14 protein-coding genes are annotated in these 12,253 nt (G+C 60.0%); 8 read left to right on the top strand and 6 right to left on the bottom strand.

All coding sequences use genetic code 11. The features are described 5' to 3' along the window. The first annotated feature begins 31 nt into the window (after nucleotides 1-31). The 7 genes from sad to L2I46_RS06685 all read left to right on the top strand — a co-directional run bounded on the left by sad (nucleotide 32) and on the right by L2I46_RS06685 (nucleotide 7,204). Nucleotides 32-1,417, top strand: coding sequence for a succinate-semialdehyde dehydrogenase (sad, locus tag L2I46_RS06715; RefSeq protein WP_004205961.1), 1,386 nt, complete (start codon nucleotides 32-34; stop codon nucleotides 1,415-1,417). An 80-nt stretch (nucleotides 1,418-1,497) separates the two neighbouring features. Continuing rightward, on the top strand, nucleotides 1,498-2,424 hold the full coding sequence (gene glsB / locus L2I46_RS06710; protein WP_023289637.1) for a glutaminase B: 927 nt from the start codon (nucleotides 1,498-1,500) through the stop codon (nucleotides 2,422-2,424). Continuing rightward, entirely contained in the window at nucleotides 2,424-2,792 is a 369-nt protein-coding gene (locus L2I46_RS06705; protein WP_023289638.1) for a DUF4186 domain-containing protein, read from the top strand. Before glsB ends, L2I46_RS06705 begins: the two co-directional genes overlap by 1 nt. 114 nt (nucleotides 2,793-2,906) lie before the next feature. Beyond that, nucleotides 2,907-4,331 (top strand): GGDEF domain-containing protein, encoded by a 1,425-nt coding sequence (locus L2I46_RS06700; RefSeq protein WP_236947648.1) that lies wholly within the window; start codon nucleotides 2,907-2,909, stop codon nucleotides 4,329-4,331. A 76-nt stretch (nucleotides 4,332-4,407) separates the two neighbouring features. Then, nucleotides 4,408-4,938 (top strand): GNAT family N-acetyltransferase, encoded by a 531-nt coding sequence (locus L2I46_RS06695; protein ID WP_072420225.1) that lies wholly within the window; start codon nucleotides 4,408-4,410, stop codon nucleotides 4,936-4,938. Nucleotides 4,939-5,051: 113 nt separating this feature from the next. Beyond that, the gene (locus tag L2I46_RS06690) at nucleotides 5,052-6,503 is read left to right on the top strand and encodes a tagaturonate reductase (protein ID WP_105490578.1); all 1,452 of its coding nucleotides are present in this window, start codon (nucleotides 5,052-5,054) and stop codon (nucleotides 6,501-6,503) included. Nucleotides 6,504-6,757: 254 nt separating this feature from the next. Continuing rightward, complete coding sequence (locus tag L2I46_RS06685; protein WP_236947647.1) at nucleotides 6,758-7,204, top strand: GNAT family N-acetyltransferase; 447 nt, start codon at nucleotides 6,758-6,760, stop codon at nucleotides 7,202-7,204. 208 nt (nucleotides 7,205-7,412) lie between these two features. Here the strand turns inward: L2I46_RS06685 and L2I46_RS06680 are convergent, their stop codons facing one another. The 5 genes from L2I46_RS06680 to L2I46_RS06660 all read right to left on the bottom strand — a co-directional run bounded on the left by L2I46_RS06680 (nucleotide 7,413) and on the right by L2I46_RS06660 (nucleotide 10,942). After that, complete coding sequence (locus L2I46_RS06680) at nucleotides 7,413-7,793, bottom strand: tautomerase family protein (RefSeq protein WP_023289643.1); 381 nt, start codon at nucleotides 7,791-7,793, stop codon at nucleotides 7,413-7,415. Then, nucleotides 7,784-8,104, bottom strand: coding sequence for a carboxymuconolactone decarboxylase family protein (locus tag L2I46_RS06675; RefSeq protein ID WP_044522959.1), 321 nt, complete (start codon nucleotides 8,102-8,104; stop codon nucleotides 7,784-7,786). The genes L2I46_RS06680 and L2I46_RS06675 overlap by 10 nt, the downstream gene beginning before the upstream one ends. Before the next feature lie 162 nt (nucleotides 8,105-8,266). Then, nucleotides 8,267-9,028: a trans-aconitate 2-methyltransferase gene (gene tam / locus L2I46_RS06670; RefSeq protein ID WP_194859526.1), complete on the bottom strand. Its 762-nt coding sequence runs from the start codon at nucleotides 9,026-9,028 to the stop codon at nucleotides 8,267-8,269. 206 nt (nucleotides 9,029-9,234) lie between these two features. Further along, complete coding sequence (locus L2I46_RS06665; RefSeq protein WP_008804940.1) at nucleotides 9,235-9,525, bottom strand: hypothetical protein; 291 nt, start codon at nucleotides 9,523-9,525, stop codon at nucleotides 9,235-9,237. A 229-nt stretch (nucleotides 9,526-9,754) separates the two neighbouring features. After that, a complete protein-coding gene (locus tag L2I46_RS06660) occupies nucleotides 9,755-10,942 on the bottom strand; it encodes an MFS transporter (protein WP_023289646.1) in 1,188 nt (395 codons plus the stop codon). Nucleotides 10,943-11,119: 177 nt separating this feature from the next. On the opposite strand from L2I46_RS06660, the gene L2I46_RS06655 reads away from it, so the two are divergent. Next, complete coding sequence (locus tag L2I46_RS06655) at nucleotides 11,120-11,566, top strand: VOC family protein (RefSeq protein WP_032452804.1); 447 nt, start codon at nucleotides 11,120-11,122, stop codon at nucleotides 11,564-11,566. A gap of 38 nt (nucleotides 11,567-11,604) precedes the next feature. On the opposite strand, the gene L2I46_RS06650 is transcribed toward L2I46_RS06655, so the two are convergent. After that, a complete protein-coding gene (locus L2I46_RS06650) occupies nucleotides 11,605-12,030 on the bottom strand; it encodes a VOC family protein (RefSeq protein WP_139620335.1) in 426 nt (141 codons plus the stop codon). Nucleotides 12,031-12,253 lie beyond the last annotated feature (223 nt).

Raw genomic sequence — 12,253 nt, 5'->3', positions numbered from 1 at the left:
CACTTCGCAAGCAACGAGAGAGAGAATAACGATGAATTTATCTGCAACGCACGCCGTCTCCGTCAACCCGACTACCGGCGAGGTGGTCTCCTCGCTGCCGTGGGCCAGCGAACGCGAGGTCGACGCGGCTATCGCTCTCGCCGCGGCGGGCTATCGCCAGTGGCGTCAGACGCCGCTCGCCGCACGCGCCGACGCGCTGCGCCGCATCGGGGCCGAACTGCGCGCCCGCGGTGAAGAGGTGGCCCAGACGATCACTCTTGAGATGGGCAAACCGATTGCTCAGGCTCGCGGCGAGGTGGCGAAATCCGCCAATCTCTGCGACTGGTATGCCGAACATGGCCCGGCGATGCTGGCGACCGAAGCCACGCTGGTGGAAAATAACCAGGCGGTGATCGAATATCGTCCGCTGGGGGCCATTCTGGCGGTGATGCCGTGGAACTTCCCGGTCTGGCAGGTGCTGCGTGGCGCGGTGCCGATCCTGCTGGCCGGAAACAGCTACCTGCTGAAGCACGCCCCGAACGTGATGGGCAGCGCCCGCCTGCTGGGCGAGATTTTTGCTGCCGCCGGCCTGCCGGAGGGCGTGTTTGGCTGGGTCAACGCCACCAATGACGGCGTTTCGCAGATTATCAATGACGACCGCATCGCGGCGGTGACCGTCACCGGCAGCGTCCGCGCCGGGAAAGCGATTGGCGCTCAGGCGGGCGCAGCGTTGAAGAAATGCGTGCTCGAGCTGGGGGGATCCGATCCCTTTATCGTTTTAAACGATGCCGATCTGGATGAAGCGGTGAAGGCCGCCGTCACCGGCCGCTATCAGAACAGCGGCCAGGTGTGCGCCGCGTCGAAACGCTTTATCCTCGAAGCCGGCATTGCCGAGGCCTTCACCCGCAAATTTGTCGACGCCGTCGCGGCGCTGAAGATGGGCGATCCGCGCGACGAGCAGAATTACGTCGGGCCGATGGCGCGATTCGATCTGCGCGATGAACTGCACCAGCAGGTAACGGCGACCCTCGATGAAGGCGCAACCCTGCTGCTGGGGGCGGAAAAAATCGAAGGGGCGGGCAATTACTATGCGCCAACGGTCCTGGGCAATGTCACCGCCGGCATGACCGGCTTCCGCCAGGAGCTGTTTGGTCCGGTCGCGACCCTGACCACCGCCCGTGACGCAGACCATGCGCTGGCCCTCGCCAACGACAGCGAATTTGGCCTGTCGGCAACGGTCTACACCACCGACGAGGCGCAGGCCCAGCGCTTTGCCCGCGAGCTGGAGTGCGGCGGTGTCTTCCTTAATGGCTACTGCGCCAGCGACGCCCGGGTGGCTTTCGGCGGCGTGAAGAAGAGCGGTTTTGGTCGCGAACTGTCGCATTTTGGCCTGCATGAGTTCTGCAATGCGCAGACCGTCTGGAAAGACCGTCGCTAATCTGCGTTTGCCCCTGACGACCGTCGTTCTCGTCTGCTATACTCGCCCACCAAAATTCGACGGTGGGCAAGGAGCCGCGTGTGGCGACGGTGATCAATAACGCAATGCTGGAAGCCATTCTGGCAGAAATCAGGCCGCTGATTGGCCGCGGTAAAGTGGCGGATTATATTCCGGCGCTGGCCAGCGTCAGCGGCGATAAGCTTGGCATCGCTATCTGTACGGTGGACGGGCAACATTTTGCCGCCGGCGATGCCCATGAACGATTCTCCATCCAGTCGATCTCCAAGGTGTTGAGTCTGGTGGTGGCCATGAACCACTATCAGGAAGAGGAGATCTGGCAGCGGGTGGGGAAAGATCCCTCCGGTCAGCCCTTTAACTCGCTTCTGCAGCTGGAGATCGAGCAGGGCAAACCGCGCAACCCGTTTATCAACGCCGGGGCGCTGGTTGTCTGCGACATGCTGCAGAGCCGGCTCAGCGCGCCGCGCCAGCGGATGCTGGAGATTGTCCGCCGCCTGAGCGGCGTGGCCGATATCGCCTACGATCCGCTGGTGGCCCGCTCTGAGTTTGAGCATTCGGCGCGCAACGCCGCCATCGCCTGGCTGATGAAATCCTTCGGCAACTTCCATAATGATGTCGCCACCGTGCTGCAGAACTATTTCCACTACTGTTCGCTGGAGATGAGCTGCGTCGAGCTGGCGCGAACCTTTCTGTTTCTCGCCGACCGCGGCATCGCCCCGCATCTCGAAACGCCGGTTATCGCGCCGATACAGTCCCGCCAGGTGAATGCCCTGATGATGACCAGCGGCATGTACCAGAACGCCGGCGAGTTTGCCTGGCGCGTCGGTCTGCCGGCGAAATCGGGCGTCGGCGGCGGAATTGTGGCGATTGTGCCGCAGGAGATGGCGATCGCGGTCTGGAGCCCGGAGCTTGACGAGGCGGGGAACTCCCTGGCCGGCGTGGCGCTGCTGGAGAAACTGACTCAGCGGCTGGGGAGGTCGGTGTTCTGATGGTCGATCAGGATCGATTGTTTGCTCGCCTGGCGCGTTCGACGTTTCGTTCACGCTTCCGGCTGGGGATGAAAGAGCGGCAATACTGCCTCGATAAAGGGCCGGAGGTCATCGACCAGCATGCCGCCGATTTTATCCGTCAGCGGCTGGCGTCCGCCGCGCCGGCCAATGATGGCAAGCAGACGCCAATGCGCGGTCACCCGGTGTTTATCGCCCAGCACGCGACCGCCACCTGCTGTCGCGGCTGCCTGGAAAAATGGCACGCCATTCCCCACGGCCGCGCGCTGAGCGAGCAGGAGCAGCGCTATATTGTGCAGGTGATCCACCGCTGGCTGGTGCTGCAGATGAATGGCCCGTCTGTGCGCTAATTTGCATTTGATCGGCGCCGGAGTATGCCTGATAAATATTCTCATGTTATGATAATCCGCTAACTAACTATTAACATAATAATTGCCTGAAACAATTAGACGGATAATTACTGAATGTCTTCACTGTCGATTCGGTCATTTACGCTGTTTCGTGAAGAACAACCCGTGCGCGATGCACTGGTCTTATTTACGTTAACGCTATTGCTGCATTTCCTGGGCGCGATGCTGCGTCTGGTGCAGGAGCTCTCTTTCTTCTGGCCGCTCAACGCAGTGATGGCCGGGATCTTTGCGCGCTACGTATGGCTTAATCGCAGCTATTTTTATGCCGTCTGCTTTGCGGCAATGCTGGTCTATGACGGATTAACTTCGCGCTGGGGAATGGGCTTTGCCTCATTGCTGATTAACTTCTCCAATATTGTCTTTATTGTGACCCTGGCGCAGCTGGTGCTGTGGGATAAACGACGCGCCGACTCGATGCCCGGCCCGATTAACGCGCTTAATTTATTCTGTTTCTGTCTGTTAGCCGCGCTGCTGTGCGCAGCGGTCGGCGCGTTGGGGTCGGTGGACGTCGAGCGCGCCACCTTTATTCCCCAGCTGGCGGACTGGTTTAGCGAGCAGTTCTCGACGGCGGTGCTTATTCTGCCGTTTATTCTGACCCTGACGCTGCCCTCCGCGTTAAGCGGTTTTCGCTTTCGCCAGCTGCTGCCCGCGCTGGCGCTGGTGCTGTCGATTGCCCTCGGCGTGGCGGTGGGCGGCGCCGGCAGCATTACCTTCCCGTTACCGGCCCTGATCTGGTGCGCCGTGCGCTATCCGCTGCCCCTGACCTGCCTGTTGACCTTTTTCACCGGCATCGGCGAGATACTGCTGGTGGCCAACTCGTTAATTCACTTTGCGCCGGATACGCGAATGCAGCCGTGGCAGCTGTTCTCCACTCGCCTGGGGATCGCGGCGATGCTGATAAGTCCGGTGATCGTCGCCTCCAGCGTCGAGGCGATTAACATGCTGGTGAAACAGCTGGCCCTGCGCGCCGATTTTGATTTCCAGACCCGGGTCTATTCCCGTTCCGGGCTGAGCGAGGCGCTGAAACGTCAGACGCTGCCGGCCGATAAACTGCTGACGGTGATGGTGCTGGACATCGATGGCTTCAAAAGGGTGAACGATGCCCTGGGCCATGAGGGCGGAGATTGCGTACTGACTCAGTTTGCCCAGCAGGTCAGACAACTGGTGGGCGAGCAGGGTATGGTCGCCCGTATCGGCGGCGAGGAGTTTGCGGTCGCCGCCGTGGTCGACAGCACCCAGCAGGGATACCTGCTGGCGGAGAAGATCCGCCACGGCGTAGAGTCGCAAGCTTTCGGTTGGGGACATAACCCGATCCGCCTGACCATCAGTATGGGACTGGAGACACGCGAGGTGGGCCAGGCCCGTATTACCGAGCTGTTTAACCAGCTGCTGCTGGCGGCGGACGATGAAATGGTCAAAGCCAAACAGACAGGCCGTAACCGCATCTGTATGCCGACGCTAACGGAAAGCGCGCCATAAGAAAATCCTATAGATGTTATGCTTGTGTTAATGATTGGTTAAAATATAGTGATGTGGTCAAAAACAAGGAGCTAGTATGATCGCATCATTTTCACTGCGCACGCTATCGCGTGACGATATTCTTCATCACCTTCCGGCATTAAGCGATATCCTGGCGAGCTGCGTGAACGGCGGCGCCTCGGTGAGCTTTATGCTGCCTTTCAGTCAGCAGACGGCGACGACCTTCTGGCAACATGTCGCCAACAGCGTGGCGGCCGGGGAGCGCATCGTGCTGGCCGCCCTTGACGCTGAGGAACGTCCCGTCGGCACCGTGCAACTGATCACCAGCCAACCGGAAAACCAGCCCCATCGTGCGGACGTGGCCAAACTTTTGGTTCACCAAAATGCCCGCCGCCTGGGGATTGCCAACGCGCTGATGGCGGAGCTGGAGCAAACCGCCCGGCGGGTAGGTAAGACGGTGCTGGTGCTGGACACGGCGACCGGCAGCGGGGCGGAACAGTTCTATGTCCGCTGTGGCTGGGAAAAAGTGGGCGAAATTCCGCGCTATGCGCTGATGCCTGACGGTGCGATGACCGCCACTTCACTGTTCTATAAGTTTCTTCCCTGACGGCGGTTATTACAGAATCCTTTGATCAAAACAGGGTTTCACTGGTAGTAAAACCTGATAAGTTATTGGACCAATTACTCAGGTTGTATGACTACTCTTAGAGGGAACCCATTGTGAAAACGTTAAACCGTCGTGATTTCCCCGGCGCGCAGTACCCTGACCGTATCATCCAGTTTGGAGAAGGTAACTTCCTGCGCGCATTCGTTGACTGGCAGATTGACCTGCTCAACACGCATACCGACCTGAATGCTGGCATCGTGGTCGTTCGTCCTATTGCCACCGATTTCCCACCCTCCCTGAATACCCAGGACGGCCTCTATACCACCATCATTCGCGGTCTCAACGAGCAGGGCGAAGCGGTGAGCGACGCGCGGCTGATCCGCTCGGTCAATCGGGAAATCAGCGCTTACGCTGACTACGACGCTTTTTTACGTCTGGCGCATAACCCCCAGATGCGGTTTGTCTTTTCCAATACCACTGAGGCGGGCATCAGCTACCATGCCGGGGATCGGTTTGATGACGCGCCGCCGGTAAGCTATCCGGCAAAACTGACCCGCCTGCTGTTTGAACGCTACCAGTATTTTGCCGGCGCAGCCGATAAGGGATGGGTGATCATCCCCTGCGAACTGATCGATTATAACGGCGAGGCGTTGCAGACGCTGGTGCTGCGCTATGCCTCCGAGTGGCAGCTGCCGCAGGCCTTTATCAACTGGCTGACGTCGGCAAATACCTTCTGTTCCACGCTGGTGGATCGCATAGTGACCGGCTACCCGCGCGATGAAGTGGCGGCTCTGGAGGCGCAAACCGGCTATCAGGACGCTTTCCTCGATACTGCCGAGCACTTTTATTTGTTCGTTATTCAGGGGCCCGCCTCATTAGCCAGCGAGCTGCGACTCGATAAGCTGCCGCTCAATGTGCGTATCGTGGACGATATCAAGCCCTATAAAGAGCGCAAAGTGGCGATCCTCAACGGGGCGCACACCGCCCTGGTGCCGGTGGCCTTCCAGGCCGGGATCGACACCGTCGGCGAGGCGATGAACGATGCGGAAATTTGCGCGTTTGTCGAAAAGGCGATTTATGACGAGATTATTCCGGTGCTGGATCTGCCGCACGATGAGCTGGTGTCATTCGCCAGCGCCGTGACCGGGCGCTTCCGTAATCCCTATATCAAACATCAGCTGCTCTCGATCGCTCTCAACGGCATGACCAAATACCGCACCCGTATTCTGCCGCAGCTGCTGGCAGGGCAGAAGGCGCATGGCGCGCTGCCGCCGCGCCTGACCTTCGCCCTGGCGGCGCTGATCGCCTTCTACCGGGGAGAGCGGGAGGGGACAAGCTATCCGGTACAGGATGATGCGGAATGGCTGACGCGCTACCAGACGCTCTGGGCGCGCCATCGTGACGGCCAGATATGCACCCGCGAGCTGGTTTCAGCTGTGCTCAGCGTGGAGTCCCACTGGGAGCAGGATCTCAGCCAGATCCCCGGCCTGGTGGAGCAGGTCGCCGTGGACCTTGACGCTATCCTGACCCGCGGTATGCGCGACGCCGTCAGGCCGCTCTGCTGATAGCGGAGTCTATTCACCCGGCTGCGGCCGGGTTTAATCGCACTCGAATTAGTTACAACATACTTTTTTATTAACCAGATTAAGCCGGTCGGCAGCCTCGCTGCAAAAGGCTTTTTAGTGCCAAATCGCCCTGCACAGGGGGAGAATTGTGGTTAAGCCGCTTGAACAAATACCTGCGCAGGAAAATAATGGCCTTAACACATATTTCCTGCCAATGTTCGCAGGCTAATTCATTCATCTGTAAGGAAACTCGCATGGTCATCGATATCCGGGAAGTTCGGCCACATGACAAAGCCGAATGGCTTCAGCTCTGGGAAGGCTATACCCGCTTCTACGGCAGCCCGCAGCCGGAAGAGGTGACCGAATGCACCTGGCAGCGGATGCTGGAGGTGAACTCACCCGTGCTGGGCAGAGTCGCGGTGGTGGATGATACGGTGGTGGGTTTCGCTATCTGCATTCTGCACGAAGGCACCTGGGTCACCACGCCGATCTGCTATCTGGAGGATCTGTTCGTCGATCCTGCCTTCCGCGGACAAGGCATTGCCAGAACGCTGATTAAGTCGCTGCAAACCGAAGGGGCTGAGAAAGGCTGGTCACGTCTGTACTGGCATACTCGCTGTGATAATCCCGCCCGCCACCTGTATGATGAATTCACCCCGGCTGACGATTATGTGCGCTACAGGATCACCCTCGACTCCTGAAGCGATAAGATGTTGTTTAGCTTTTCCCGCTATAACAGGGGAAACAGGCTCAGGAGAAGCAACGATGGAAAAACGTCTCGAAACAGTGGTCAATCTGATAATGTTTCTTTCGCTATTGGCGACGGCCTGGGATCTGTCACTGGTGCATCATCTCGCCTGGTAGCAACAAAATAGCCTGAATCGCGGCGCCCTGCAGGCGCCGCCTGTCTTATTCACCCGCCATTATGCCGGCGCTGAAACTCCAGTCCTCCAGCTGGTTAAACTGGATCACCACCATCACGTCCTGCGGGCTGACCGCCATCTCATCGGCTAACCGCGCGCACAGCCGACGGTAGAGCCCCTGTTTCTGCGCCCGGCGGCGCGGCTTCCCGGCGAAAATATGAAACAGCACGAAGCGGGCGCTGCGCCCGCCGCTGAGATAATGCGGGTCGTAAATACGCTGTCCGTCGGCGGTCTGCTCGATAAACTGAAATTTGTCCGCCGGCGGCACGTCAAACTCCGCCACCAGGCATTCATGGAATAGCGCCGACAGTTGAGCAAACTCCGCGGGACGCCAGGCCGCGCCAAGCGAAATACGCGTCAGAGGCATGGTGCCTCCTGCGCGTTCAGGCAGGTCAGGGCGCTGGCCGCCGCCGGCCAGCCGGCGTAAAACGCCAGGTGGGTAAACAATTCGACCATCTCCTCCTGGCTCAGGCCATTTTGATAGCCGTAGGCGATATGCCAGGGCAGTTGCTCCGTTTTGCCCAGCGCCGTCAGGGCGGAGAGGGTGATTAAGCTGCGTTCGCGGAGCGACAGCTCGCTGCGCGCCCAGATATCGCCAAACAGCACCGTTTCGGTCAGTTCGGCCAGTTTTGGCGCAATGGCGGCCAGCGTGTGGCGATCGACAGAGGGGGTATGCATAGTGACTCCCGTTACAGGTTGAAGTGGTCGTCACTGTCGCACGCTGAGGAATGTGTTGAATATCGCAATGTTCAGGATAGTTAATCCTGAAAATCAGGATGGTCAGCTGGCCCGCTCTTATTTTTGTGTTGGTTATGTTTTACGACTTGCTCAGGCCAACCGTCAGGCGGCTCTTTTTCGCGCCACGATAAACAGACGCGGGAAGCGCAAAAGCACCATTCCGTTACACTGTAACGGATAGTGATCGGCCAGCAATGCCAAATAGCGTGTCAGAAAGGCGCTCCTGGCAGGTTCATCGAGGCCCGTCAGATAAGGTCGCAGTCCGGTGCCCTGCAGCCAGTCGACGATCGCCTGATGGGAAGCGAGCGGATGAAAATAGGTGGTGCGCCAGATATCAACTTCACAGCCCTGACGGGTGAGCAGATCGTACCAGGCGTTCGGCGGAAGCAAGGGCTGGCGACCACGGTCCGGTAATCCCAGCTCGCCGGCGACCTGACGCATCAGAGTATGGGAGGGCTCCTGCCAGTTATCCGGCATCTGCACCGCCAGCGTACCGTTCTCCGCCAGCTGGTTCACCAGATGCGGAAACAGCGTCTCATGATCCGCCAGCCACTGCAGCGAGGCGTTGGCATAGATCACGTCCGGCGGTTGCGCAGGCCGCCAGCTGGCGATATCGGCCTCGATAAACTCACAGTCAGGTAAGGCCTGCGTCGCCTGGTCCAGCATGGCCGGGGAGTTATCGATACCGACGATCGCCGCCAGCGGCCAGGCGGCACGCAGCAGGCGGGTACTGTTGCCCGGCCCGCAGCCGAGGTCAACGACGCTCTCGACCTGCAGGTGAGCGATACGGGAAAGCAGGTCAGCCGCCGGGCGGGTGCGCTCAGCGTCAAACTGCAGATACAGGGAAGGGTTCCAGTCGACCATCGGGCGTTGTCCTGTGTAAGGGAGACAGGGCAAAGCATAGAACGCCCGGGGCCGCCTGTCAGGGGGAAATGATCCACTGCAGCATCTGCCTTGCGTGACAGTGTCACCGATAAAATAACCTCAGCAGGCTATCCCGTGCGTGATGGGCACATTGTCAGGGAGTAAGCGGATTGGGCAGCATCTGCGCCCGCAGCGGGCGCAGTGGCTTATTCGGCGTTCTTGAGCGCTTCGGCGCGGCTGGCGGTGGCGTAAACAAAATCCAGCATCGGCTCGAGATCGGTATCGTAGCCGGCCTGAATAATCTTCCCGCGCAGCCATTCTATTTCACTGGTGATATCGGGAGGGAAAATGTTGTTATCCTGCGCCCGGCGCAGCCATTTCAGCAGAAAGTTGTTCTTTCCTCTGATACCGCCCGACTTTTTCGACTTTCCGTGCATCTTCAGCGCGACCAGGACGCAGTAATAGAAATGAACGCGCTGATTAAAACTTTGGTGCATGTCTGTGTTTCCCGCCAGAATCAGGAATTCACCGTGTGGGTCAGTGATTCGGATTGGACTACGGCGGCGGGCCGGATCGTTGCGCGATCTCTGTTGTTTTCCGCCACCGTCCTTGCATCTGTCGCCAGACGCTGAAGGGGATGTTGGCACGGAAGCCGAATCGTCGTCAATTGCCGATTCGTTTTTTGCCGGTGTCGGCGGCCCGCGGCGTTCCGCGAGCCGGGCCTGGCTACGTCCTGACCGCGGCCCGCTGTTGCAGATATACGCGTAAAATCAGCAGGAAAGCGAACACTACGACGATTGCCGCCAGCAGATACAGGGTGGCGAGATCGTAGTAACCGGCGACCCAGCCGGCCAGCGGCCCGGTCAGCCCCAGCGCGAGATCAAGGAACGCCGAGTAGGTGCCAAGGGCGGTCCCCTGGTTTTGCTCTTCCACCTGTTTTACCGCCTCAACCCCCAACGCCGGGAAGACCAGCGAAAAACCCGAGCCGGTGAGAAAGGCGCCGATCCCCGCCACCCAGGCCGACGGCGCCAGCCAGATAAGCAGCAGGCCGAGACATTCGATGACGAAGCAGGCCAGGGACACCGGGACCCCGCCATAGCGAGTGATGGTGTTCCCCAGCACCAGGCGAACACAGATAAAGCCGACGCTGAACAGCGAGAGGGTAAACGCGGCGCCCTGCCAGCTGTGCGCGGCAAAGTAGAGGGTGATAAAGGTGGCAATAACGCCGAAACCGACGGTGCCAAAGGCCAGCCCCAGCCCATAAGGCCAGATTTTGCGCACCACCGCGTGAAAGGGCGCTCTGACGCCGGCGGTCACGCTGACGTCCTGCCGCGTGCGGGCGAACAGCAGGCCGATGGCGGCGACCAGCACCACCACCGTGGCAAAGCCGCTGATGCCGAAATACTGGTTAAGGGTGACCCCCAGCGGCGCGCCGACCGCCATCGCCACATAGGTTGCCACGCCGTTCCAGGAGATCACCCGCGACGTATGGATCGCGCCGACGGTTTTGATCCCCCATAGCGTGGCGCCGGTGGCGGTAAAGCTTTCGCCGACGCCAAGAAACACCCGGCCCGCCAACAGCGCGGCAATCGCCAGCATCGGCATCGCCTGCAACATTACCGCCAGCAGCGTGAAGGCGCCGCTGAGCAGACAGCAGACGATCCCGAGGCTAACCACTTTTTTCGGGCCCCAGATATCGGTGTAGCGCCCGGCGTGCGGCCGGCTTATCAGCGTCGAGATGTACTGCAGGCTGATCACGATCCCGGCGACAAAGGTGCTGTAGCCCAGCTGATAGTGAATATATCCCGGCAGAACGGCCAGCGGCAGACCAATAGAGAGATAACAGATACAGGTAAAAACAACGATCGAAATGATGCGCAGATTAAGTTGAGTGGTGCTGACGGAAGTGCTCATAGGGATAAAGGGTTAATACATAGGGATGTTTAGCATAACGCGCCGCGAAGAGGCTGGCGAGTGGCGAGGGCGTTTTATCCGTGATCGATGGCCTCGCCGCCGTCATTAACGGTGTTGCCGCTGACGCCGGCTTCGGGGCATGATGACGGTATCTTACCGCCGCCTTGAGGAGAGAATATGTCCCAGGAATTCGCCGATATTGACGTTATGTTCATTGCGGGCTTCGGCCCTATTACCCAAAGCACCTCGCAAAGCCGTGATTTCTATTGTCAGGCATTGGGATTGCCGCTGAAGCCGATGCCGGGTAACGAGGCGTATCTGCTTAGCGAGCAGGATGCCATCGGCGGGGTGAAGCATTTTGCGCTGTGGCCGCTGGCGCAGGCGGCGCAGTCCTGTTTTGGTCAGGAGCAGTGGCCGGAGACGGAGCCGGTGCCGCAGGCGTGGATTGAATTTGAGGTCCGCGACCTTGCCGCGGCGACGGCGCGGCTGCAGCAGCAGGGGTACCATCTCCTTGTTGCCGCGCGCGACGAGCCGTGGGGGCAGACCGTCACCCGCCTGCTCAGTCCGGAAGGTCTGCTGGCCGGGCTTACCGTGACGCCGTGGCTGCGGGCGGAACAGGCTTAACGCCCCCGCCGGGCGCGGTGCGGGTCACCTCGGGGAGGTTATTGAGGCTCCTCGTGATGTGAAATGTTTCGCACTTCCCCCCAGGCGCGGTTTTGCAGCACGGTACGATAGCCGTCGCGGTCGACGAAAGTGACGCCGTTGACCTCCCAGTAGGGGTTGAATGCCGTGACGCGCAGAAACCCGGCGGCGTCCATGGCGCTGCATTGTGCCTTCCAGGCCTCAGGCTGCGGATAGTACAGCACCAGCAGATCTTCATCTCCTGGCGAGGGGGTAACGGGATGGTGGCGGCAGTGGGTGAATTCCAGATGCCAACTGGCATCCGGCGAACCGATCATCATCCCGCTGAATCCTTCATGATCGGTAAAGCTTCCAAGTTGCTGCAGCCCCAGCCCGGCGCAATACATGCTGGCGGTGCTCTCCAGTTCGCTGACCGGTCTGGCGATGCGCATGTGGCAGAACGACATAATGACTCCCAAAAGGTGTAGGCCGGGTCAGGCGCAGCCGCCACCCGGCAAAAAAGCGGCATCATGGCCGCGACCCGTCGCCCGGCGGCGCTGCGCTTGCGCGGGCCTACGGAGCGGAGGCCCCCTATAGCCGGCTAAGCGCCGCCATGTAGGCCGGGTCAGGCGCAGCCGCCACCCGGCAAAAGCGACATCATGGCCGCGACCTGGCGCCCGGCGGCGCTGC

It is taken from the genome of Klebsiella sp. 2019SCSN059, from assembly GCF_021739525.1.
Classification (GTDB): Bacteria; Pseudomonadota; Gammaproteobacteria; order Enterobacterales; family Enterobacteriaceae; genus Klebsiella; species Klebsiella quasipneumoniae.
This window is presented reverse-complemented; position numbering and strand designations above follow the sequence as displayed.